Raw genomic sequence first — 24,382 nt, 5'->3', positions numbered from 1 at the left:
CTATGAATATGGGGGCTATTTCAGCGGCCGCGGAGTGACTATCTGGGTTCGAATATTTGTTCGAGAGGTTTGTCCACATAGCCCTTAGTTCCGCAGGAATGTCGGTGGGGTTTGGGACAATAGAGGTATGGAAGGCAGGGCAGCTCCATCACCGAAACGGAGGGGAATCCCCTCCCGGGTGACGGCTGCGCGGGGAGCCTCGGGTGCTTGTCGTGAACCTGAGCGCGGCCGACTCTCTGGTGCTGCGGACGGCATTCCTGTCGATTCTTCTTCTGCTACGTCTGCCGGTGCTGCTCCGACGAGCAACACTCCTGTGAGCACCCTTGCCGGGGTTGGCCGTGAGCGTTCCACCCGGGCCCTTGCCGAAGCGCTGAACTCTCTGAAACCGGCTCGGGATGCGGTGGGGTTGATTGATCAGTTGCGGGAGTTGGAGGATCTGAAGTCGGCGATTGCTGGGGTGCAGGCCCGGATCACGGTTGCGATTGACGTCGCTGAACGCGACACCCAAACCCTCGCCGGGGTACCCGCCGCCGAGCGAGGCAAAGGGGTGGGGGCGCAGGTCGCGTTGGCGAGGCGTGAGTCCCCGTCTCGGGGCAGCCGGCTCCTCGGTTTGGCGCGGGCGCTGGTGACGGAGATGCCCCACACGCTGGCGGCCCTTCACACGGGTCAGTTGAATGAGTGGCGGGCGACCCTGTTGGTGAAAGAGACTGCGTGCCTCAGTAGTGTTGACCGTGCTGCCGTGGATGAAGAGCTATCAGCTGATACGGGTAGGTTCACCGGGTGTGGGGATAAGGCGATCATCGCAGCGGTGAAGGCAGCCGCGTACCGGCGGGATCCCCGGTCGGTGGTGAACCGGGCCGCCCACGCCGTGACGGAGCGGTGTGTGAGTATCCGGCCGGCACCGGACACCATGGCCTATTTGACCGCGTTGCTTCCGGTGAAGGAAGCCGTCGCCACCTACGCCGCGTTGACTCGTCACGCTGACACGGTCCGGGGTGCTGGTGACCCGAGGTCTAGGGGTCAGGTGATGGCCGATACCCTCGTCGAACGCGTCACCGGTGTCCCCGGGGGTATCAGCCGGGTCGAGTTGCAGCTCATCATGACCGACCGTGCCCTCTTCCAAGGCGACAGCGAACCAGCCAGGATCCCCGGCTACGGCATCGTCCCCTCCAGCTGGGCACGAAACCTCATCCAGGCAGAAACACCGACCAGCCCAGCAACCAGCCCAGCAAACAGCCAGGACGGAACGAAAAGTTCGACCGGGTCAGGGTCAGCTGGTGGCACTGGCACTGGTCCGAAAGGTCAAAGCCGGTCGGGGCAAGGAGGTTCGGCTTTCGACGTGTGGTTGCGTCGCCTCTACACGGCACCATCGACCGGGGACCTGGTGGCGATGGATTCCACGGCCCGGCTCTTCACGAAAGCGCAACGCCGGTTTATCACCGCCCGGGATGACACCTGCCGGACCCCGTACTGCGACGCCCCGATCTGCCACATCGATCACATCGTCCCCTGGCATCGCGGCGGGCCGACATCGATCGGCAATGGGGCTGGACTCTGCGAAGCATGCAACCACACCAAAGAACACCCCGGCTGGGCTGTAGCCCCCGCACCCGGACCGAGACATCAGCTCAAAACCACCACCCCCACCGGCCACACCTACCACTCCACCGCACCACCCCTACCCGGAGAGCGGCCCGGCCCGCGACGGGAACGAAGTCTCGGTGGGGGAGCCTTGTCCCAGCAGCCGGGCTCCTGAAAGAGTGATGACATGAGAACTGTCGCGTGGTCCGAGGGACGCTGGACAACAGAGCCAGAGAATGTGCGCACCTCCGATGAGGGACTATTCGTGACCGCTAAGGAGGGCAGCGATGCATGGCGGACAACCTCGTACGGCTTCATTCATGACACCGAACACGCACTGCTCCGGCCAGTAAGTGTGGGCGAAGCAGTCGAGGTGGCCTTCCGCCTCGACTTCCCCGCGCAATTCGACCAGGCCGGTGTCTTCCTCAAAACAGATGACAAGAACTGGATCAAGGCCGGGGTCGAATGCAGTGATGGTGAGCCGGGTCTGGGCGCAGTAGTCACCCGCGGCGAATCCGACTGGTCACTATCACCGGTTCCGGGATGGGCCGGGCGGATCGTGACGGTGCGCGCCAGTTTGGCCCCCGGAGCGGTGACTATCCGAGCCAGGGTCGACGAGGAACCCTGGAGGCTGGTCCGCGTTGCGCCGTTCGCAACCGATGGGATCCTGGAGGCGGGACCGTTTTGTTGTGCTCCAACCCGGCCCGGACTGGTGGTCCACTTCCTTGGCTGGCGTACGACAGACGCTGACACCGCGCTTCACGCTGGGGAATCGTAACGCCCCGCCGAATCGGCCGCTGCTCACACCGCACGTAGACTTGAGCCAAACACCAATTCATTGACCATGGGAGATTTATGGCTGAGATCAACCGTGAGGACGTTGCGCACCTGGCGCGGCTGGCCCACATCGATATGAGCGCCGAAGAGCTGGACCGGATGACCGGTGAGCTGGCAGTAATTGTCGACTCGATCAAGCGGGTGAGCGAGGTGGCAGGCGACGACATTCCCACCACCAGCCACCCCATCCCGCTGAGCAACGTGTACCGCGAGGACGTGGTCGGCGAGACCCTCACCAACGAGGAAGCCCTCTCCGGCGCCCCCGACAACGCCGACGGACGCTTCAAGGTCCCAGCAATCCTGGACGGGGAATAGCCATGACTGAACTGATTCGGCTGAGCGCTGCAGCGCTCGCCCAGAAACTCGCCTCCCGAGAAATCTCAGCGGTCGAAGCCACCCAGGCCCACCTCGACCGGATCGCCCACGTCGACGGCGGCGACGACGGCGTCCACGCCTTCCTGCACGTCAATACCGATGAGGCACTCGCCGTCGCGGCTGGGGTAGACAAATCCCGCGCTAACTCTGAGGAACTCCACGCGCTGGCCGGCGTCCCGATCGCCGTCAAGGATCTGATCGTTACGAAGGGCCAGCCGACCACTGCCGGTTCCAGGATCCTCGAGGGCTGGCACAGCCCCTATGACGCGACGGTGATCCGCCGCCTCCGCGCGGCCGGAATGCCGATCCTGGGCAAGACCAACCTCGACGAGTTCGCCATGGGCTCCTCCACCGAACACTCCGCCTACGGACCCACCCGCAACCCATGGGACCTGGACCGGATCCCCGGCGGATCGGGCGGTGGCTCGGCTGCCGCCGTCGCCGCCTTCGAAGCACCTCTCGCCCTCGGCACCGACACCGGCGGCTCCATCCGCCAGCCCGGCGCCGTCACCGGCACCGTCGGCGTGAAGCCCACCTACGGTGGAGTTTCCCGTTACGGCGCCATCGCGATGGCGTCGTCGCTGGACCAGATCGGCCCCGTTTCGCGGACCGTCCTGGACTCCGCGCTGCTCCACGAGGTCATCGGCGGCCACGACCCCAATGACTCCACGTCGCTCACCGACCCCCTCGGCGCGCTGGTCGAGGCTGCCCGTCTGGGCAACGTCGAAGGCATGCGCATCGGTGTTATCAAGGAACTGCAGGGCGAGGGCTACCAGGCCGGCGTCCTGACCCGGTTCCAGGAGTCGCTGGAGCTGCTGCGCGGTGCAGGGGCCGAAATCGTTGAGGTTTCCTGCCCCAACTTCGAATACGCCCTGGGCGCTTACTACCTGATCATGCCCTCCGAGGCATCCTCGAACCTGGCCAAGTACGACGGCGTCCGGTTTGGTCTGCGGGTAGTGCCCGACGGTGCGCCCACCATTGAGCGCGTCATGGGAGCCACCCGTGCCGCCGGGTTTGGCGACGAAGTGAAACGCCGCATCATCCTGGGCACCTACGCACTGAGCGCCGGCTACTACGACGCCTACTACGGATCAGCGCAGAAGGTCCGTACCCTGATCCAGAGGGACTTCGACAACGCGTTCAAGCAGGCCGACGTCCTGATTTCCCCGACGTCGCCCACCACCGCCTTTAAACTGGGTGAGAAGCTCAACGATCCGCTGGCCATGTACCTGAACGACGTCGCAACCATCCCCGCCAACATGGCAGGCGTACCGGGGCTGTCGCTGCCCGGCGGCCTTGCCGACGAGGACGGCCTTCCCGTTGGCATCCAGTTGCTGGCTCCGGCCCGCCAGGATGCCCGGTTGTACCGGGTGGGAGCGGTGCTCGAATCGCTGCTCGAAGCCAGCTGGGGCGGCCCCCTGCTGGACCGCGCACCTGTCCTGAGGCCTGACGCTTTGCAGCCCGGCGGCGCAGCCGACCGCGTGGAGACCAGCACTGTAGGAGGAACCAACTGATGGTTATCGCAACCGAAGAAGTGCTCTCATTCGAGGAAGCACTTGAGAAGTACGATCCGGTGCTGGGGTTCGAGGTCCACGTGGAGCTGAACACGCAGACCAAGATGTTCTCCTCCGCGCCCAACGCGTTCGGAGACACCCCCAACACCAATGTCACCCCGGTGGACCTTGGCCTGCCCGGCGTCCTGCCGGTGGTGAACCGGGTGGCCGTTGAGTCCTCCATCAAGATTGGGCTGGCTCTGGGCTGCAAAATCGCCGAAAAGTGCTATTTCGCCCGGAAGAACTATTTCTACCCGGACACCCCGAAGAACTTCCAGACCTCCCAGTACGATGACCCGATCGCTTACGACGGCTCCATCGACATTGAGCTGGCCGACGGCACGGTGTTCACGGTCGAGATCGAGCGCGCCCACATGGAAGAGGACGCCGGAAAGCTCACCCACATGGGTGGCTCCACCGGCCGGATACAGGGCGCCGAGTTCTCCCTCGTGGACTACAACCGTGCCGGTGTTCCGTTGGTCGAAATCGTCACGAAGCCGATCGTCGGTGCCGGTGCCCGTGCCCCCGAGCTCGCCAAGGCCTACGTCGCAGCGATCCGCGAGATCGTGAAAAACCTGGGCGTATCCGACGCGAAGATGGAGCGCGGCAACGTCCGTTGCGACGCCAACGTCTCCCTCAAGCCCAAAGGGCAGGAGAAGTTCGGCACCCGCACCGAGACGAAGAACGTCAACTCGCTGCGCGCCGTCGAGCACGCTGTCCGGTACGAGATCCAGCGCCACGCCGCGGTGCTCGACTCGGGAACCCCGATCACCCAGGAAACCCGTCACTGGCACGAGGACACGCGGTCGACGACGTCGGGCCGCCCCAAGTCCGATGCCGACGACTACCGCTACTTCCCGGAACCCGATCTGGTTCCCATCGTCACCACCGAGGAGTGGATTGAGCGGCTCCGCGCCGAACTGCCCGAGCCGCCGGCTGAACGCCGCAAGCGGCTGCAGCAGGACTGGGGCTACTCCGACGCTGAGTTCCGCGACGTCGTCAACGCCGGCGTGATGTCCTCGATCGAGGACACTATCGCCGCCGGGGTCAAGCCAGCCGTCGCCCGCAAGTGGTGGATGGGCGAGATTTCCCGTCGTGCGAAGGTGGCCGATGTCGAGCCGTCCGAGCTGGGTGTCACCCCCGAGCTGATCGTCGAGCTGAACTCGCTGATCGAGTCGGGCAAGATCAACGACAAGCTCTCCCGTGAGGTGCTCGACGGTGTCCTCGCCGGTGAGGGCACCCCCACCGAAGTGGTGGAGGCCCGCGGGCTGGCAGTTGTTTCCGACGACGGACCGCTGCTCGAGGCTATCGACGCGGCGCTGGCCGCCCAGCCGGACGTTGCGGACAAGATCCGCGGCGGCAAGGTGCAGGCTGTCGGGGCAATCGTCGGCGGCGTCATGAAGGCAACCCGTGGCCAGGCCGACGCCGGCCGGGTGCGGGAGCTGATCCTGCAGCGCCTCGGCGTCGAGGGCTAACGGCCCTTACCCTCCTTGGGGTGAGCAACCTGGACAATTTGGGTCAACATTTTCCTCTCGAATGTCCAGGTTGCTCACCGCTTCTCACCAGAAAGGACCCTCGTGGCGAATAGGCCGGCCGCCGAGGTGCTGATTACCGCTGACCTGGTCCGGGAGCTCCTGGGGGAGCAGCATCCGGACCTCGCCGAGCTGCCCCTGAACGCCGTCGCCGAAGGCTGGGATAACGTCATTTTCCGGCTGGGGAGCGACCTCTCGGTCAGGCTGCCCCGCCGCGAGGCCGCCGCCCAGCTGGCCAGGAACGAGCAGGCGTGGCTGCCACGGTTGTTGTCCGACCAGCCCGGCGCCGACCCCGGCGCCCAGCCGCCCGAATCACCCCTGCGCTTCGCGTCGACGCCGGTACGGGTGGGGGAGCCGTCGTCGTCGTACCCCTGGCACTGGAGTATCACGACGTGGGTTGAGGGCGCTGTCGGGACGCAAATTCCGCTGGGGGACCGCACCCCGGCGGCGGAGGACCTTGCCGACTTCGTGCTGGCCTTTCAGCAGCCAGCTCCGGAGGATGCTCCCCGCAATCCTGTGCGCGGCGGTGCGCTCGGCGACCGGGACAGCGCCCTCCAGCAGCGCCTTGCCGCCCTTGAACTGCCCACCGCAGACCTCCTCGACCTGTGGCGGGAGCTGCGCGACTCACCGGCCTGGGACGGCACTGCCCTCTGGCTCCACGGCGACCTGCACGCCGCGAATCTGGTGTTGGGGCCGGACAAGAAGCTGGCGGCAGTCTTGGACTTCGGCGACCTGGGCAGCGGTGATCCCGCCACCGATCTGGCCGCCGCGTGGCTGGTCTTCGACCGGTACGGCCGCCGCGTGTTCCAGAACCGGATCAACGCCGCTCGTCCCACCTCGGACGCCACTTGGCAGCGGGCCCGGGGCTGGGCGCTGTGCATCGGCGCGGCGATGGCCGCGCACTCCGATGACGACGCCGCGTTCCAGACAATGGGCCAGCAGGTCCTGCACTCCGTGCTCGTTGACCATGGGACCCGGCTCGCAGGGGGTGCACGCTGACATGTCGCACTGGACCCACCTGTCCCGCGTCCAGACCGAGGGCGATAACCACGTCATGGAGGACGCCTGCGGATACCGGGGCAACGCCGCCTGGATGGTCGACGGCGCCACCTCACTCCTGGAAGAAATAGACCTCCCCGGCGCCTCGAACCCATCCTGGTATGCACAGGTCCTGAACCTCGCGCTGGCCGAACACGCCGGACCCACCGACCCCCGTGCTGTCCTTGCGGCGGCGCTGGCCACCGTTGACGAACTGGGGCAACGGCTGGTGGGCAGCCGATCCCACTTTTTCCCCAGCGCGGCCGTTTCACTCGTCACGGCCGACGACGACGGAGGCGTGCAGGTCCTCAGTCTCGCCGACTGTCATGTCGTGGCCCGCCGCGACGACGGTAGCATCCTGCACGTTGGCACGCCGATCAGCGAGCCTACCGGCACCCGCGCCGAGCATGAACAGGCGAGACGGGAGCGGAACACCGAACAGGGTATCTGGGTGGCCCGGCGGGAACCCGAAGCCGCCGAGCGGGCCAGTCTGGTCCGGGTGGGGAACGCCCACACGGTCGCGCTGGCGTCCGACGGCGCCTGGCGGGCAGTCGACCTTGGCCTGGTGGTGAGCCCGGAAGCGTTCCTTGATGCGGTCAGCACCCCCGAGGGCGCGCAGGAGCTGATGCTGACATTGCGCATCACCCAGCTGGAGATTGGCGAGGCCGCAGACGACGCTTCGGTGATGTGCGTGGCCCTGCAGGACGAGGCCTGATCCCCGGAGCAGACGCACCCCGGCTGATACGCTGACGAGGGTGCCACAGCACCACTTGAGATGAACTGCACGCGCCAGGGCGTACCACGCTGGACCCGCGTGCCGGTGGAAGGAATACCCCTCAGTGAAGGCGCTTTACAAGTCCGGTCCGCAGCCCGGCTTCGAGCTGATCGACCGTCCCGAACCCACACCGGGACTTGGTGAAGTCAAGATCCGCGTGATGACCACCGGGATCTGTGGCACCGACCTCCACATCGAGTCCTGGGACCAGTGGGCGGCCAGCACCATCAGCGCACCACTCATTCCCGGCCACGAGTTCTACGGCGAAGTGGTTGAGCTCGGCTCCGGGGTGCGGGACGTCAAGGTGGGGGACAGGGTCTCCGGCGAGGGTCACATTGTCTGCGGCACCTGCCGCAACTGCCGTGCCGGCCGACGCCAGATGTGTATCCGGACCGCGAGCGTCGGGGTGCAGCGCGACGGTGCCTTCGCCGAGTTCGTGGTGATTCCCGAACCAAACGTCTGGGTCCACCCCGCCGGCATCACCCCCGAACTGGGCGCCGTGTTCGACCCCTTCGGCAACGCCGTACACACCGCATTGAGCTTCCCCTTGGTGGGCGAGGATGTGCTGATCACCGGCGCGGGACCCATCGGGCTGATGGCCGCGGCCGTCGCCCGCCACGCCGGAGCCCGCTACATCGCCGTCACCGACGTGTTTCAGCCGCGGCTGGACCTGGCCCTAGCAGTGGGTGCCGACCTTGCCGTCAACGTAGCCACCACCCGGATCGCCGACGCCCAGCGCCAGCTCGGAATGCGGGAGGGATTCGACGTCGGGATGGAAATGTCGGGCCATCCCACCGCGCTACCCGAAATGATCGACAACATGAACCATGGCGGCCGCATCGCCATGCTTGGCCTCCCCTCGGCGGACATCACCATCGACTGGGCCAAGGTGGTCACCCACATGCTCACGCTGAAGGGCATCTACGGGCGTGAGATGTTCGAAACCTGGTACGCCATGAGCGCCATGCTGCAATCCAACCCCGTCCTGCAGCAGGCCATCTCGAGCGTCGTCACCGACATTCTGCCCGCCTCCGCGTGGCAGCAAGGCTTTAACACCGCACGCAACGGGGCCAGCGGCAAAGTGGTCCTCGACTGGACCGGATTCTAAGGAGCAACGCGATGTACACGAGCATTCAGGAACAGCTGACCGAGGAACTGGACGGCATCCGCAGCGCGGGCCTGTTCAAGAACGAACGGCGGATTTCCTCTCCGCAGTCCAACCACATCGAGGCGGCCACCCTCGAGGGCGCCCCGCAGCGGGTGCTGAACTTCTGCGCCAACAATTATCTGGGGCTCGCCGACCACCCCGACATCATCGCCGCCGCCAAACAGGCGCTCGACGAGCGCGGGTTCGGCATGGCCTCGGTACGGTTCATCTGCGGCACCCAGGACCTCCACCTGGAACTGGAGGCGCGGGTGTCCCGGTTCCTGGGCACCGAGGACACCATCCTTTTCTCCTCCTGCTTCGATGCCAACGGCGGAGTCTTCGAATCCCTGCTGACCGCCGAGGACGCCGTGATTTCCGACGCGTTGAACCACGCCTCCATCATCGACGGGATCCGCCTGTCCAAGGCCCAGCGGTACCGGTACGCGAACCGCGACATGGCTGATCTGGAAGCAAAGCTGAAGGAAGCCGCGGGCGCGCGCCGCACCCTGATCGTCACCGACGGCGTGTTCTCCATGGACGGCTACCTCGCCCCGCTGGAAGCCATCTGCGACCTCGCCGACCAGTATGGCGCCATGGTGATGGTTGATGACTCCCACGCTGTCGGCTTCATGGGGGAGACCGGGGCCGGAACCCCCGAGCACGCCGGCGTCTCCAGCCGGGTGGACATCTACACCGGAACGTTCGGCAAGGCGTTGGGCGGCGCCTCGGGCGGCTACGTCGCAGCGCACGCAGAGATTGTGGCACTGCTGCGGCAGCGGGCGCGGCCGTACCTGTTCTCCAACTCGCTGGCGCCCTCGATCGTCGCCGCCACCCTGACCGCACTGGACCTGGTTCAAAACAGTGCCGATCTGCGGGCACAGCTTGAGGAAAACTCGGCCCTCTTCCGGCGCCGGATGACCGAGGAAGGCTTCGAACTGCTCGACGGCGAGCACGCGATCATCCCGGTGATGTTCGGCGACGCGGCCCAGGCAGCCAAGGCAGCTGACGCCATGCTGGCGCGCGGCGTGTTTGTCACTGCCTTCAGCTTCCCGGTGGTGCCCCGCGGCGCCGCCCGAATCCGGGTCCAGCTCTCCGCCGCCCACAGCGCCGAGGACATTGAGGCCTGCGTGCAGGCCTTCATCGGCGCCCGCGACGACGTCGCCGCCTAGTGCCCGGGTAGGCTGCTGCTATGGCACTCAACGCTGATGTTCTGATTGTGGGCGGCGGCATCGCCGGGCTGTCCCTCGCCTCGCAGCTGGCGGGACGCTGCACCGTCGTGCTGGTGGAGGCGGAGCAGAATCTTGCCTATCACGCCTCATCCCGGTCGGCCCGGCAGCTCATTCCCAGCTATGGGCCCCCAGAAGTGCAACAGCTGACCAGCCGCACCCTGGATCTGCTGCGGGTCGTTGAAGAGGAACACCAGCAGCACTTTCTGACCCCGCGCAGCTTCATGCTGGTCGGGTCGCAGCAGGACGTCGCCGACCGCTCCAGCGGCGCGATGACCGCCATCAGCCAGGATGAGGCGCTGGCCCTGTGCCCCCACCTCCGCCCGGAGAGCTTCGCTGCCGCAGGCATCGACACCACCTCGGTGGGCCTGGATGCCGAAGCCCTGATCGATTTCCACCGGCGCACCGCGCTCGACGCTGGTACGACGATCCTGACCGGCGCCAAAGTCCACTCCGCCCAGCGGATGGGCAACGGCTGGAGCGTCGGCGCCGGTCCCCACGCCATCCACGCAACGGTGGTCGTGAACGCGGCGGGCGCGTGGGCCGACGAACTCGCTGTGGTCTCGGGAGTCGAGATCCAGGGATTGCGCCCCTATCGCCGGACCGCCGCCGTCGCGCAGCTGACCCACGAGCTGGCCCCCGGGACACCGATGGTCGCGGCGGCCGACGACAGTTTCTACTTCCGCCGCGAAGGAGCCGGCCTGTTGATCTCGCCGTGCGAATCAGTGCCGAGCCCACCCGTTGATGCCCAGCCCGTCCCCGCCGACCTGGACGCACTCCTGCAGAAACTCAACGAGGCAACCACCCTGGGGATTACCTCCATCGACCGGGCCTGGACCGGGCTCCGCACCTCCTCCAAAGCAGGGCTGCCAGTGGTCGGGTTCGACCCGGAGGCAGAAGGGTTCTTCTGGCTAGCTGGCCAGGGCGGTTACGGGTTTCAGACGTCGTCGGGAATCGCCGAGTTGGCGGCCAGGCTGATCCTGGGCGAGGCGGGAACCACCTCACCCCTTGTGGATGCTCTGCGCCCCACCCGCTAAACCAGGAAGCCCCACACCGGGAAGCCCGGCACCGGACACCTCAGGCCCCGAAGAAAATTCCCGCCGGTTGCGGTTGTCGGGTTTCTTCTGCGGGTCCATACTCGTCTCATTCTGACGTGCTTGGACAGCCGCTGAGGAGTTGACGCAATGCCTTCACTACTCGATACGCTCACCCCCCTGTTGGGGGATGGCACAGATCTCGGCGATTTCGGTGACGCCCTCGACGAATTCACCGTCGACGATGCGCAGAACCCCTCCAATCCCGGCGGCATTACCGTCACCGGAACGGTGTCCTTCGCCGCGGGGCTGAGACTCGGCGTCGACGTCGTCAGTAAACGGCTGGTCTGGACACCCGCCGCAACCGCCGGGGGAGAGGACGCCTTCGGGGAGAACTCCTGGATTGACGTCCGCAACACCACCCTCGCTTTTGAACTGCAGGTCCCCGGGCTCGACGGCGAGGATTTCACCCTGGACCTGAGCTTGAGCAACATCGTGCTGAAAGCTCCCTTCCTCAGGGGCGCCCGACATGCCAGCCCGGGGGAGTTGGTCCCCGACCCGCAGAACCCTGAGGTCACCTTCACCCTGCCGGATGTCGAGTTCCAGATCTTCGGCGCAGCCGGCGCCACCGACGCCAAATTCCTCGGTCTGGGTAACACGGGAACCGACGACCCAGCGATCGCTGCTTTCGTGACCATGCAGCCCCCGTTTGCGTTCATCGGATCCACGGACGTCGTGGGGTTCGGGTTCCGCTCCGGCCTGCTGGACCTCTCAGGCGATGCCACGCCTCCCGCTGTCCTTGACCTCCTCAACCTCGGCGCCGAATGGCAGGGCCTTTACCTGCCGGAAATCCGACTCTTCGTCGCCCCGAACGGTGCCCGAGATCTCTGCGTTGACGCAGGCGCCAGGAATCTCCTCATTGGATTCGGGGAGACCTCAGGTGTGTCCGGCGACTTCGACCTGACCGTCGCCTACCAGGGGGCCGGTGCGCTCAGACTCGGCGCACGCTTCTACGACGCGGCCGGGCGCTGCTACTCACCGGAGGGTACAGGAGATACCCGCACGGTCACCCTGCCACCGCTGACCCGGATGGTCGCCGACGTCGACGGCGGACTGGCGCCCTTCACGTTCACCATCTCCATCGACGACGTCGCGCAGGCGACGGGCAGGGTCGCCGACATTGATCTCTCGGCGGACGCCAGCCAGCGCATTGTCATTACCGTCAGGGATGGAAGCGGCACCCCACAGACGGCCACCCTCACGCTGACGACGTCGGCCCTCGCCTCGGTGCCGGGCGGCGGCACCAACGCACGGCTGCGCACCCTCGGCACCACTACCGGCTCGGTACCCGCCGCGTCGCCACGGTTGCGGATCGACTCCGAGACTGCGGCGGGCACGACGACGACAGTCGTCCTTGCCCTCGACGTGGACACAGCAGCTGCGGCCACCATCGAATGGCGAGTCAACGGTGGAACCCCCACAACAGGACCCACGCTGTCCGTCCCGGTTGGACCCGGGCAGCGCTTCGCGGTGCAGGCACGGTTGCCCGGCTCAAGCACTGTCGGAAACGCCACCGCCTACTATCGTTTCGACACCCCCGACCCCGGTGCTGAAGCCTCGGCACAAAGCCGATCCGCTCCTGCGCCCAATGCCGGAGCCACCACACCCTGGACGGCGGGCACCGACACTGACGACACACTCCGACCACTTCTCGCCGCGCTTCCCACCGGCCACCCCGTCACCATCAGGGGGTACGCCAGTTTCGAGGGCGCCGATACCCCCACCGTGCGCCAGTACAACGAACGCCTCGCCCGCCGCCGTGCCGACGCACTGCAGCTACGGATTGAACGACTGTGCCAGGAGCCAGCCCTCGCCGGCCGGAACCCCTCGATTACCGCGTCCGCCGACATGGCGGGGTGGACCAGTCAGGGGCCAGCCCTCAACGTCCGACGGACCTTCTGGAAGGCAGAGGCAACCTGGCCACCGGTCACCACCGGGGACACGCTGGTCACCGCCGAACTGTGGCGCGAGGAAACCACGGGGCCAGGCACCGACCTGACCACTCCCGATTCCGACTCCGGCACCAGGACCAACCCGCCCTCGTGGTTCCGGAAGCTCGGGACGGTAGTCAGGATTGTCAGGAACACCTTCGTCTCCTGTGAAGTGTTTGGCGAGTTCGACATCCAGACACCGGCCGAGAACCGGCTCGCCGGTGAAATGACTCCGGGACGCGAGGAGCTGAGCGCCGCCCGGGCCATCGGCCGGAATCCCGCAGACGGCATCATCAGGATCCGTTTCCTGATCGAAATCGATGAGGCTGTCGGCTCGGTGAAGATCACCGCCCAGTACGGGGCGCACCCCGAAGACACCGACGGCCTGTACCTGTGGGGGATCCGCCCCGGGGAACCGCTGCAGGACCCGGAATTCGGGCTGGACTTCTTCGGTGCAACAGTTGTCTTGATGCCGCTGCTGTCTGAAACCGCCGGGGCCGTCGCCAACGAGGGCGGGATCGCCCAGATGGGCGTTACAGCAGCGATGCTCGGCATTCCGGCAGCAATCGCTGCCACGCGGATCGTCAAGACCGAACGGGTGGTGTGGCATGGTGGCGAAGTCCTCCTGAACGCTGTCCCGGGAGCCAACGAACTGGTGGTGCTCTTCGACATCGAAGCTGCCATCTCCATGAACATCTTCGACCTCGTGACCATCACCAGGGAAGCCCCGCTGACCGTTCGTTACAAGGCCGTCGGAATCAGATTGGGCGACGGCCTCGCAGGGCAACCGTTCCAGTTCCGCCCCGTGTTCGACGCCTCCAAGGGCTACTCGATCGACGTGTCGGGTCCCGGCGGTCTCAACATCGCCGAACCGCTTGGCGAGCTCCTCCAGGTACTCGGCGCCCGGGTGGCCCGCAACAATCCACTGATCTTCGAGATCGACCTGGGCTTTGCCGTCGACCTGGGTGTCGTCAGCATTGATCGCGCCCGGCTGCGCGTCGCTTTCGAACCATTCACCTTCGCCATCACCGCCTTCGGAGCCTCCATCGACATTCCAGGCGCCCTGGCCGGAAAAGGGTATCTCGAGCTGAGCCAGACCGAAGTCAAAGGGCAGCTGGACCTGACACTTGTCCCGGTATCGGTGCGGATCGCGGCCGGAGTGGGCGTGGCCAACATCAGCGTTGAGGAGGGTGGACCAGCGACAGGGGTGATCGTGACCCTTGAGGTGGAGTTCCCGGTCGCCATCCCGCTGGGGCAGAGCGGCATCGGGATCTACGGGTTCATGGGGCTGTTCGCCATGAACTACTCCCGCGACATGACCGGTATCGACACCTCGAACATGGCTCCCGCGCTGGCCTGGCTCCGGGCCACCGGGGGCAACCCCCTGAACGTGGAGTTCTGGAAGCCTGAGGTAAACGCCTGGGCATTCGGGGTCGGCGCGATCCTCGGCACCATGGGCAGCAGCGTGATCTTCAACCTCAAGGGTCTGATCATGCTGGAGCTACCCGGTCCGCGGCTGTTGCTGATCATGAAGGCGAAGCTCCTGGCTGTCATGCCAGCCCTCGGCGGCAACGCGGAGGGTGTCTTCCTCGCTGTGATCGACCTCGACATGGGGCGTGGGACCCTCACCATCGGGATCTCCATCGACTTTAGTATCTCCCCACTGCTGGAACTCCACATCCCAGTGGAAGCCTTCTTCAACTTCACCGATGTTGCGGACTGGCACCTGTACCTCGGGCGGCAAAGCAGCCCCATCCACGCCAACATTCTGGAAGTCTTCGACGGCACAGGGTACCTGATGATTTCCGGCAACGGACTCGCCCTGGAGAACCTGCCGGAGGTCTACGGTTTCTCCATCGGCACCGGCCTTCATGTTTCCTTCGAATGGGGAGACCGCAGCAGCGGTCTCTACGCAGAACTCGCCGCAGGCTTCGACGCCGTCGTGGGCTTCGACCCGTTCTGCCTTGCCGGCATCCTGTACGTCAGGGGAAGCCTTCACCTCTTCATCATCGAGGTGAGCGCGTGGGCCAAGCTTGAGGTCTTCGTAGGGGAGAAGATGATCGGCGGCAACCCGGCCAAGGTGTCCCGCATCAGCGGTGAGATCTGCGGCCGGGTGAAGTTCCTGTTCTTCTCGGTACAGGGCTGCGTCACCTTCGAACTCGGCGAAACGGTGATCCAGACCCCGCCGCCACCACCCCTTGTCGAAATGCTCAAACTCGTCGGCAGATCGCCCGCGCTGGTCCAGGGCTCCGGCGTCGACAAACCCATCGACAGTGGCCTGGCTGACGCCGCAGAGTCACTCGCGGACCTGAACCCGGGAATGGGAGTGCCCCTGGACGCTATTCCCGTGCTGATGATGAACCTGCCGCCGGTACCCGACCCAGCGACGCGGTTCAAGGGCGAGGTGCTGGCAGGCAGTACCGGGGTTGCACCCGGCGGGTGGGTCAAGAAGGGGTCTGCCTCCTACAAGTTCACCCTTACCTCGGTCACGCTGGACGCGGTGGACCCCGACGACGGTGGCGTGTTGCCGGGCGGGTTCACCGACGGATCGACGCCCGCCACGTGGTGGGCGCAAAAGAGCGGCGACACCGCGTTGTCGGCGCAGCTTGCCCTGCTGAGCTGGCTCCCCGAAGGGACCCCCAAGGCCGTCGAAACCGGGTACACCCTCGAAGAGTCAGTCACGGACAGCTGGGGGACCATCTGCGACCCCCTTGCACCGCCGACGTCGGTTCTGTTCACTTTCCTGGGCGAACCCCTGGGGCCGTCCGACGCCGGTTGGCATCTTGCCGGGACGCCGTGGCCCGACCCGCCGGGCAGCCATCGTTCGACACCCCCCGCCACGCAGCTGTCCGTCACCGAGCGCTGGCGCTCGGGCGACTTCTCGGTGGATAGCCTGCTCGCCGTCGTTCCGGCCCAGGTGGAGGGCCTGGCCGTCTCCTGCCCCGAGGGCGGCGATCCTCACCGGACCGCTTCGATCCCGGCAGGTACCGACGACGGCGAGAACCCGGTCCTCGCCGCGATCGGCGGGAAGGAACCGGAGGACACGGTGCTGCCCCGGATCGACTGGGGCGATCTGATCACCAAGCCGGATCCGGATCTTACCGTCCACCGGGCGCAACTGTTGGATGGCGTTCCCATCGAGCAGGGCCGTGCGAAGTGCTCTTCCCGGGCGCTCGCCGCACCCGTCTATGACGCCCGGGAACCGATGCACCACGGGGACGATGAGCGGAAACAGGACATTCACGAGGGGTGGAAAGCAACAGGATTCCAGCCGGGCCCCCTCGACAATGCCGTCGTCCTGCACACAGGCCCTTTCGCGCAAGCAGTGCTGTTCCTGCTGGTGCGCAGGGAGTTGCTTGAGGGAGGGCTGGTGGTCTGCACGTACGACGCCGACGAAAACGAGCTGTCCAGGGAACCCGTCACCCCCGCAGCCACCAGCCTTCCACCGCGGTGGACCGATGTTGCCGGCCCCTGGTCCCGTGATGCGTTTCTGCTCCGTCAGCAGGCCACCGCCATGGCCCGTCTGGGCTACCTCGGTGTCCTCGTCGATGTGAAAGGCGATGAGGCTGCCGACCACGTCCAGATCGGGATGCCTCCGGAGGAGGCAATCAATGAACGCCTCGACGTGCGCGGCTACTACGTGGCCGGCACCGAACTGACCACCTTCGCCGAGTACCTGCGGTACGACTGGGACCAGAGAGACCGTGGCTCGCGGCAGGGCGCCATCGCCAATGTGCTCGGTGGAGACACGGACGACCACGCCCTGCTTCACCCCGCTACCGTCTACCGCGCCACTGTCGGCTACTCGGTGCAGGCACGGCCGGTGCTCCCGGACGGATCCGACGGGCCGGCAGCCGACGTGCCCAGCTCCCCGCAGGAGTTCTTCTTCAGGACCGACAACCTCCCGCCCCGCCGGCTCGACCCCTGGATTCTCGGCAGTACCCCCCAGGAAGGTGAACAGCACTTCCCCACCGGGGAACCGATCAGGATCATTTTCGGGACCACCAACGTGGTCAGGATGTTTGCCGCCTATGGCAAGCGGCTCCAGGTACGGCTTCGCTCCTCCGCCTTCCGGCCTATCCAGGCGAAGCCCGGCTTTGCCCACCCCCTCGTGTTGCTTCCCTGGACACCCGGAGCAGACACCAACCCGGACCTCGTCGCGGCGGCGGTCCTCTCACCCTGGGAGCAGGCGCTCGCCGGGGTATTGACGGGCAGCTGCATCCCGGTGGACGAGGAGCGGGTGAGGCACTCGGTGGTGACAGTAGGAGTTGAACTCGAGAGCTACACCGACTACATCATGGATGTGGAAATCGCCGATCTGACGTCGCCGGACGGCGCGCAGGGGGAGGTGATCTGGCGACGGTCCTTCAGCACCGGAGCGTTTACCACCGTCGACGAGTTCAGCGGATCCTTTGCCGACGCCAGGATTGCGCACCGGTACGCCGCGCCGGGCGCGCTCCAGAACGTCGCCGCTTCCTTCGCTGCCCGCCCGCCGGAGGGCGCCGAACTGGATCAGGCGCTTTCCCTGGCGGGGCTGGAGCCGATGGGAGTGCCCAGATCGGGCCAGATTGTGGTGTTCTGGGAAACGGCGGCCGCCGCTGGCTCAATCCCACAGCCGGCAGCCGTGCTGCTCGATGCATCAGAGCCCATGTGGCGAAGCCGGGCGGTGGCGGTCGAAGAGGTGGATTCGGCGGTAGCAGGGAACCGCCGTTACACGATGGTGCAACGCAGGTGGCTGGAACTCGCAGAAGGAGCCAGCCCTGACGCCATCGTGGACCGGATTGTCCAGGCGCCCGGAGGCCAGCGGGCACTGATCTCCCTCAAACCGGGATCCCGGGGCAAGCGGCTAAGCCTGGTTCTTGACCGTCTGGCTCAACCGGAGACGTATCTCGACGGGCCAACCGCCGCCGACATTGCCTATTCCGTCGCCGACCTATTGCTCACCACCGCACCGTGGGAAGAGACCGACCGATCATGAGCTACGTATTCAACCCACGCCGGTTCCAAGCCGAGGGCGTCGCCATCAATTGGGCAGTGCACGCCCGCGCTATCGGCGGGCTCAAGGAGTATTCGCGCACCCTGAAGGTCAGACCGGCGAACGTGCAGCTGCGGTGGCTGCCGAATCAGGAGATCGGCATTCCCAGCCGACCCTTCAGCGTGTGGCGCCGGGCCACAATGCGGTCGGAATTCACCGACCTGGACTTTCGCACAGTTGTCATCCCCTCGCTCGGTGGGCGCACCTTGGTGACCTGGCCCGGAGCCCGGCTGGTGACAGTGGCGCTGTCCCTGGGGGGCAGCGCCGGCTACATCTACGCCTTTGCCGGCTGGCCCAGCACCTCCGGAGCCGTGGCTGTCAGACGTTTTGAACCCGGTGCTGGAACGGTCCGGATCGGCGCCAGTGCCATGGACGGCCTGCTGGTAGACCCGGGCATCAGCATCGAATCTCTCCTGGGCACCGACCTGTCGCAGTATGACGAGGGGATGGGCTGGGAGGAGCTGGAGCAGGTGGGACTCCCTGTTGACGGTGCACGGTGGACGGGGACGTCCTACGGCAGCCACCTGCAGGGCATGCTGGTCGACGGATCCGGCTCCGTGCCAGCGCTCACCGACCCCGTCACCGCCGCGGAGCAGCGGCTGGAGCGGGGCGCGCCGTCGTCGGGCTGGGACCCGCAACTGGCTGCCGGAATCACCGCGCCGGGGTGGCAGGAGCCTGACTTCAGAGCTGTCATCGCTGACGCGAACGACTCGCTGGTGCACCACCTCGCGGTCATTTCCAACTCCCACCCGCCGCGGGACCACGCGGGGCGAACCATCGCCGTGACCATGCCGCCGCCCGCCAACTCAAGTGGCGGCACCGCGCCGGGCGATCCCACCACCTCCCTGGTCTCACCCTGGGGGATGACCCTGCTCGCCGCCGGAACCGATCCCTATGCCGCGTTGGCGCTGGGCATGGGTACCGCGTACGGGCCCGATGACCTCCCGAAGGACGATCACGGCGAGCGCAACGGCTACGACTTCCTGGTGACCGCCACCTACGAAAAAGGGCTCGATGGGCAGTCGGCCGAACGCACCTACGCGGCGGTGATTCCCTCGCCGCAGCCGGGAATCGCACCCCTGGCTCCGGCCGGCCAGACGGTCCAGAAAATGGGGTATCTGCGCCCGGCAGCCAGGGACCTACCCTGGCGGACCTCCCTGCGCACGGGGTGGGAGCGACCACCGGTCACCCCGCTGGCCCGCCCCCGCAGTTACGCCTTCGCCCGGCTGTCCCGACCTGGGGACCTCGCGGCGTCGTCGCTGCTCCCTCCTCGGATCGGCGGCGGGTGGCTGCCGGGAGTGATCAACGATGCCCAGGTGGAGGGTGATCCGGCACCTCACAAGATCTCGGCAGTGGACCGTGAGATTCCGATCCCACCCGATCCGGGCAGCATCTCACCGACCTACTCGGTGGCACACCAGGATCTCTACGGGCTGTGGAGCAAGTGGCGGTCTGCCAGCGCCGCAGTCAGTCAACCGGCAGTTGACGCCGTAAGAATTGTCAGCGCCGCACTGACGGCAGTCGGCAGCCCGACGGCAGGAAGCCCAGTTTCCGGGCAACTGGAGGTTGAGTTCCTGTGGGATTTCTCAGCCAGAGGGCCACAGACCATCAGGTTTGCCGGCAGACTGTTCGCCGCCCCGCTGCACGGCGCGAAGCCGCCCGATACCTCGGTGCCCGCCAGGATGCAGCGCAGCCTGGGTGGTGGGGGAGCATTTGTCGACGTCGAGTTCACCGGGGACCAGGCTCAGCACGCCGGGGTGCCGCTGACAGGTCTTAATCTGGCGGGCGACGCAGTGGTGCCAATGGGCCCCGCCGGGCAGGGGGAGCGGGAACGGCGTTACCGGCTGCGCGTTCCCGGTTTCACCCTGGACTTCGATGCGTCGGGGCACATTGGGCTGGCACTCTGGGCCGTTGGGCGGGAACGTGTTGCACCGCACCGGTGGGGGGACTGGCCCGCCGATCCCAGTGTCGTCACGACCTCCGATCCCCGCCCTCCGGTGGTCATCATGGACAGCCTCCCCACGGTTGCACTGGGTAGCCTCCCGGACGCCAATGGGGAATCACACGCGCGGCTCTCCTGGTCGGCTGCCGGATCGGTCGCCGGCTACGCAATCTACGAGTCCACTGAAACCAAACTGGGGCAGACCGCGGGACTGCCCCCAGCGGACCTGGAAACCACTCTGTCCGAGCGGCTCGAGGCGATGAAGGGCGTGTTCAACGCCGACCCGTCCCGGCGAGCGTTCACCCGCCGGAACTCCACCCTGATCACCGGGACCTCGTCCGATGTGACCCTGCCTCGCGGTACCACGGACATCCACGTCTTCGTGGTCATTGGGGTCAGTGCCGGCCAGATCGAGGCGCCCTGGCCGTCCGGCTCCAGTGCCGCCGACCAGTGGTTTGCCTATGCCATCCCGCGCCGGTCGCGGCCGGCACCGCCAACCCTCGAACTCCATGCGCTGCAGGAGGGAGGAATCTACAAGACGCGGGTGCTGGTGGGCGCTCGCGACGGCGCACCGGTGACCCGGGTGGAACTGCACCGGGTCCGCGTGGACGAGGCGGTCGCAACACTCGGGACCATGGGGCCGCCCGTGGCGGCTGTGTCGGCGGGCACCCCCGGGTGGACAGTCGGCCCGGGACCGGCACCCGGCGGAGGAATCCGGACCCTTGATGGCTTCGACGTCCCCACCGGTTCCTGGAAACGCGTCTGGTACCGGGCGACAGCCTGGAGCAGTGACGACCCGTCACGGGGCGTCCTCGGGGACCGTTCGGACGCCAGCTCGGCCGCGTGGGTGGTGGTTCCCCCAGCCGGCCCCCCTGACCTCTCCACCCTCGATCTCTTACCCGGCCCAGCGGGTGCGGGGGAGGCCGTGGTCAGCTGGACCAGCCGCGCACCGGCCACCCGCAGTCCGCTCGGCACCCACCGGATCACCGTGTCCGCAACCGTCCCGCCAGGCGCTACGCTGATCAACTCGTCCGAGCAGCTTGGCCTGGTAACAGAGGTGGAGCCAGCGACAGGGTCGGGATTCTGGCGGATCGAGGGCGTAGGCGGTGCCGGAACCGGCTATCGGGCACTTCTCCGTCGCGACGATCCAGGGGATACCGTCGAGGTGAGTGTGACAATCACCGACCCCCTCGGCCGGACCACCACCGAAACGGTGACCGTCCCACCAGGGGCACTGCTCCCTGCGCCGGAGGTGACCGGGCTAGCCCTTGCCCGCCGTCAACCCCTCGCAGGCGCGCTCGCCGAGTGGACGAGCAACACGCCACCGGTTGCCACTCCCGCCGGTTCCTTCCGGCTGCGCGTGACCCTGCAGCCCCGGGTGATCACTCCGTTCCCGGGCCGGCGGCCCCGGCCGGTGGTGATTGACATGTTTCTGGAAGATGTGCCGGTGGCCAACCCGACAACAGCCTCCACGAGGACCCTCGTGGGGCGGTATCCAGGGCGGGCTGGCGAATACTGGGTGTACAGCCCTGCGGTCCCGGAGCGGATCACCGTCGGGCTGGGCTCCCCGGATGGCCGAAGCGCTGAGCAAACCATCGCGCTGCGGCGGCCGGTGCGCCGCTAGGTACACCGCTAGTGGCGTCAGCACCTGCACCGCACCCTCACGTGCACAATTGTCAGCGGTTCGCGCCGTCAGCGGGGAAGAGTGAGAATCTCGGCCCCATCCTCGGTGATGGCGATCGTGTGCTCGCTGTGCGCGGTCCGGCAGCCGGTGGCGCTGCGAAGCGTCCATCCATCGGCGTCGGTCACCAGGGTGGCGGTGTCCGCCATGATCCAGGGCTCAAGTGCGAGCAGTAGTCCGGGGCGCAACACGTAGCCGCGACCCGGCCGCCCGGTGTTCGGGATGTGGGGGTCCTGGTGCATGGTCGACCCGATGCCATGGCCACCGAACTCGGTGTTGATGGGGTATCCGGCGTCGCTGAGCACCGTCCCGATGGCATACGAGAGGTCGCCGATGCGCGCGCCGGGGCCGGCCGCGGCGATCCCCGCACGCAGGGCCTTTTCGGTAGTGCTGATCATGGCGACGCTTTCTGCGGGGCGCGAGTCACCCACGATGAAACTGATTGCCGAGTCCGCTGCGACTCCACGTTTGGAGACCGCCAGGTCGAGCGTGAGCAGGTCCCCGTCGGCGAGTGCGTAGTCGTGGGGGAGGCCGTGCAGCACCGCGTCATTGACTGCCGTGCAGATGTAGTGCCCGAACGGGCCGCTTCCAAAGGAGGGTGCGTAATCCACGTAGCAGGACTGTGCCCCGGCGTCGGCGATCATCGTCTTTGTCCACGCGTCGATGTCCAGCAGATTGGTGCCGACCGTGGCGCGGCTTTTCATCGTCTGCAGAATCTCGCCTACCAGGGCACCGGTGTCCCTGGCTCGGGTCAGTTCGCTGGGGCTCAGGATCTCAATCATTCGGCGCCTTTCCTACGCAATGCTCATGCACCCACCCACTATCCCGGTAAGTGGAGACTCAGGGCAACCGGCCCGCTCTCTGGGCGGATCGGGCCGGTCATCACTCGGCACTCCCTGCGGGTGGAATGTCGCGGACAAGGTCTAGGATTAAGCCATGAAGGTCGACAAAACGCCGCTACCAGGAATCGGTATACGCAAGGAGATTGTGACGTCGTCGGGGCGCCGCATCGGAACAGTCACACAGCGCGACGGCGAGACCGCGCTCATTATCTCCCGACAGGACGACCCGGATGCCTGTCTGGTGTCCATCCCGCTCACGGCCGACGAATCAGCAACCCTCGGCAACCTGCTCGGCGCCCACCAACTGGTGGCCCAGTTGACCGAGGAGCACCGTGATCTACCGGGGGTGAACACCCGGCAATTCCTTATCACCCGCGGTTCACCCTTCGAGGGTTACCGCCTCGGCGATACCCGGATGAGAACCCGCACCGGCGCATCAGTGGTGGCGGCGCTGCGCGACGGCAAGGTCGAGCCGTCGCCAACCCCCGATTTCGTTTTGAAGGACGGGGACCTGCTGGTCGCCGTCGGAACGTCGGAGGGCCTGGAAGCGGCCGCCGAAATCCTCGGCGGCGGCTGATTCCGGCTTGGAGGCCGGTAGTGCGCTGACGCTGATCGAACTGGGGGCCGTGTTCTTCTGCCTCGGCATCCTGGCACGGCTGGCCGGACGGATCGGCCTCTCACCCATCCCGCTCTACCTTCTCGGTGGCCTCTTCTTCGGTCACGGCGGTTTCATCGAACTGGATGGGCTGAACGAGTTCAGCGAGATCGCCAGCGAGATCGGCGTGATCCTGCTGCTGCTCATGCTCGGCCTCGAGTACACGGCCAAGGAACTGGTCACCGGTCTCCGGCAATCCTGGCTCGCCGGGGTCCTGGACATTGTCCTGAACTTCACCCCCGGCGCCGTAGTGGCGCTGCTCCTCGGCTGGGGCCCGGTGGGTGCCATGGTGATGGGCGGCGTCACCTACATTTCGTCGTCGGGAATTGTGGCGAAGGTGCTGACCGACCTGGGGCGGCTGGGCAACCGGGAAACCCCGGTCATCCTGTCCCTGCTGGTGTTCGAAGACCTCGCCATGGCCGTGTACCTGCCCATCCTGACCACAGTCCTCGCCGGCGCCAGCTTCGCCGGCGGGATGCAGGCGGTCGGAATCTCGCTGGTGGTGGTCACGGTGGTGCTCATTATCGCCCTGCGGTTCGGGAACGTGGTTTCGGCGATTGTGGACAGCAAGGACCGCGAGGTCTTCCTTCTCACGGTGCTCGGTTCGGCACTCCTGGTGGCTGGCGTCGCGGCAGCGATGCAGGTATCGGCGGCCGTGGGGGCTTTCCTCCTCGGAATCGCCATCTCGGGGGCCACCGCGACGAACGCCACCCGGCTCCTCGAACCACTGCGCGACCTGTTCGCCGCGATCTTCTTTGTGGTGTTCGGTCTCAACACCGATCCGGCAACCATCCCCCCGGTGCTGGGGATCGCGATCCTCCTGGTGCTCATCACGTCGATCACCAAGATTGCCACCGGCTGGTGGGCGGCCCGCCAGCACGGCGTGGGACGGCTGGGGCGGGCACGGGCCGGCGTCGTCCTGATCGCCCGCGGTGAGTTCTCGATCGTGATCGCCGGCCTGGCCGTCGCGTCGGGGGCGATCACCGGCGAGCTGGCTGCCCTGGCTACCGCCTATGTGCTCCTGACAGCGGTCCTCGGACCGATTGCTGCCCGCCTGGTCGAACCGGTGATGGGTCGGCTGCAGCGCAGGCCCCGGCCGGACCCGTTACCGGCCACCTAACCGGTGTGGGGGCGCGCG

General features: G+C 66.6%; 15 protein-coding genes. 14 read left to right on the top strand and 1 reads right to left on the bottom strand.

Going from position 1 to position 24,382, the window contains the following annotated elements; genetic code table 11:
- Positions 1-127: 127 nt before the first annotated feature.
- The 12 genes from H4V95_RS13815 (at position 128) to H4V95_RS13760 (ending at position 21,690) form a co-directional block, all read left to right on the top strand.
- On the top strand, positions 128-1,756 hold the full coding sequence (locus H4V95_RS13815; RefSeq protein ID WP_209730878.1) for an HNH endonuclease signature motif containing protein: 1,629 nt from the start codon (positions 128-130) through the stop codon (positions 1,754-1,756).
- Between the two features lie 12 nt (positions 1,757-1,768).
- The gene (locus H4V95_RS13810) at positions 1,769-2,359 is read left to right on the top strand and encodes a DUF1349 domain-containing protein (protein ID WP_196867272.1); all 591 of its coding nucleotides are present in this window, start codon (positions 1,769-1,771) and stop codon (positions 2,357-2,359) included.
- A 77-nt stretch (positions 2,360-2,436) separates the two neighbouring features.
- A complete protein-coding gene (gene gatC, locus H4V95_RS13805; RefSeq protein ID WP_171586331.1) occupies positions 2,437-2,733 on the top strand; it encodes an Asp-tRNA(Asn)/Glu-tRNA(Gln) amidotransferase subunit GatC in 297 nt (98 codons plus the stop codon).
- Positions 2,734-2,735: 2 nt separating this feature from the next.
- The gene (gene gatA / locus H4V95_RS13800; RefSeq protein WP_196867273.1) at positions 2,736-4,307 is read left to right on the top strand and encodes an Asp-tRNA(Asn)/Glu-tRNA(Gln) amidotransferase subunit GatA; all 1,572 of its coding nucleotides are present in this window, start codon (positions 2,736-2,738) and stop codon (positions 4,305-4,307) included.
- Positions 4,307-5,821, top strand: coding sequence for an Asp-tRNA(Asn)/Glu-tRNA(Gln) amidotransferase subunit GatB (gene gatB / locus H4V95_RS13795; protein WP_245345711.1), 1,515 nt, complete (start codon positions 4,307-4,309; stop codon positions 5,819-5,821). Before gatA ends, gatB begins: the two co-directional genes overlap by 1 nt.
- A 102-nt stretch (positions 5,822-5,923) precedes the next feature.
- Positions 5,924-6,877, top strand: coding sequence for an aminoglycoside phosphotransferase family protein (locus H4V95_RS13790; protein WP_209730877.1), 954 nt, complete (start codon positions 5,924-5,926; stop codon positions 6,875-6,877).
- Position 6,878: 1 nt separating this feature from the next.
- Complete coding sequence (locus tag H4V95_RS13785; RefSeq protein ID WP_196867275.1) at positions 6,879-7,631, top strand: hypothetical protein; 753 nt, start codon at positions 6,879-6,881, stop codon at positions 7,629-7,631.
- A 124-nt stretch (positions 7,632-7,755) separates the two neighbouring features.
- A complete protein-coding gene (gene tdh, locus H4V95_RS13780) occupies positions 7,756-8,799 on the top strand; it encodes an L-threonine 3-dehydrogenase (protein WP_196867276.1) in 1,044 nt (347 codons plus the stop codon).
- Between the two features lie 11 nt (positions 8,800-8,810).
- A complete protein-coding gene (locus tag H4V95_RS13775; protein WP_196867277.1) occupies positions 8,811-10,007 on the top strand; it encodes a glycine C-acetyltransferase in 1,197 nt (398 codons plus the stop codon).
- 20 nt (positions 10,008-10,027) lie between these two features.
- Complete coding sequence (locus tag H4V95_RS13770) at positions 10,028-11,101, top strand: FAD-binding oxidoreductase (protein ID WP_196867278.1); 1,074 nt, start codon at positions 10,028-10,030, stop codon at positions 11,099-11,101.
- A 147-nt stretch (positions 11,102-11,248) separates the two neighbouring features.
- Positions 11,249-18,067 carry a hypothetical protein gene (locus H4V95_RS13765; protein ID WP_209730876.1) on the top strand — a complete coding sequence of 2,273 codons (6,819 nt, stop codon included), beginning with the start codon at positions 11,249-11,251 and terminating at the stop codon, positions 18,065-18,067.
- Entirely contained in the window at positions 18,064-21,690 is a 3,627-nt protein-coding gene (locus H4V95_RS13760) for a hypothetical protein (protein ID WP_209730875.1), read from the top strand. Before H4V95_RS13765 ends, H4V95_RS13760 begins: the two co-directional genes overlap by 4 nt.
- A gap of 68 nt (positions 21,691-21,758) precedes the next feature.
- On the opposite strand, the gene map is transcribed toward H4V95_RS13760, so the two are convergent.
- Entirely contained in the window at positions 21,759-22,529 is a 771-nt protein-coding gene (gene map, locus H4V95_RS13755) for a type I methionyl aminopeptidase (RefSeq protein WP_196867281.1), read from the bottom strand.
- A gap of 154 nt (positions 22,530-22,683) precedes the next feature.
- Between map and H4V95_RS13750 the strand changes: the two genes are divergently transcribed.
- Together H4V95_RS13750 and H4V95_RS13745 are read left to right on the top strand one after the other, a co-directional pair.
- Positions 22,684-23,166 carry a cation:proton antiporter regulatory subunit gene (locus H4V95_RS13750; protein WP_196867282.1) on the top strand — a complete coding sequence of 161 codons (483 nt, stop codon included), beginning with the start codon at positions 22,684-22,686 and terminating at the stop codon, positions 23,164-23,166.
- Positions 23,167-23,173: 7 nt separating this feature from the next.
- Positions 23,174-24,364 (top strand): cation:proton antiporter, encoded by a 1,191-nt coding sequence (locus H4V95_RS13745; protein WP_196867283.1) that lies wholly within the window; start codon positions 23,174-23,176, stop codon positions 24,362-24,364.
- The last annotated feature ends 18 nt before the right edge of the window (positions 24,365-24,382 follow it).

Source organism: Arthrobacter sp. CAN_C5 (genome assembly GCF_017875735.1).
Classification (GTDB): domain Bacteria; phylum Actinomycetota; class Actinomycetes; order Actinomycetales; family Micrococcaceae; genus Arthrobacter_D.
Note: the sequence above shows the minus strand (reverse complement) of the source record. Positions and strands in the feature narration are given on the sequence as shown.

Excerpts from the sequence above, each read along its gene's own strand:
- H4V95_RS13750 (WP_196867282.1), top strand. The coding sequence starts at position 22,684 with ATGAAGGTCGACAAAACGCCGCTACCAGGAATCGGTATACGCAAGGAG.
- gatA (WP_196867273.1), top strand. The coding sequence starts at position 2,736 with ATGACTGAACTGATTCGGCTGAGCGCTGCAGCGCTCGCCCAGAAACTC.
- H4V95_RS13760 (WP_209730875.1), top strand. The coding sequence starts at position 18,064 with ATGAGCTACGTATTCAACCCACGCCGGTTCCAAGCCGAGGGCGTCGCC.
- gatC (WP_171586331.1), top strand. The coding sequence starts at position 2,437 with ATGGCTGAGATCAACCGTGAGGACGTTGCGCACCTGGCGCGGCTGGCC.
- map (WP_196867281.1), bottom strand. The coding sequence starts at position 22,529 with ATGATTGAGATCCTGAGCCCCAGCGAACTGACCCGAGCCAGGGACACC.
- H4V95_RS13785 (WP_196867275.1), top strand. The coding sequence starts at position 6,879 with ATGTCGCACTGGACCCACCTGTCCCGCGTCCAGACCGAGGGCGATAAC.
- H4V95_RS13765 (WP_209730876.1), top strand. The coding sequence starts at position 11,249 with ATGCCTTCACTACTCGATACGCTCACCCCCCTGTTGGGGGATGGCACA.
- gatB (WP_245345711.1), top strand. The coding sequence starts at position 4,307 with ATGGTTATCGCAACCGAAGAAGTGCTCTCATTCGAGGAAGCACTTGAG.
- H4V95_RS13770 (WP_196867278.1), top strand. The coding sequence starts at position 10,028 with ATGGCACTCAACGCTGATGTTCTGATTGTGGGCGGCGGCATCGCCGGG.
- H4V95_RS13815 (WP_209730878.1), top strand. The coding sequence starts at position 128 with ATGGAAGGCAGGGCAGCTCCATCACCGAAACGGAGGGGAATCCCCTCC.
- H4V95_RS13810 (WP_196867272.1), top strand. The coding sequence starts at position 1,769 with ATGAGAACTGTCGCGTGGTCCGAGGGACGCTGGACAACAGAGCCAGAG.
- H4V95_RS13775 (WP_196867277.1), top strand. The coding sequence starts at position 8,811 with ATGTACACGAGCATTCAGGAACAGCTGACCGAGGAACTGGACGGCATC.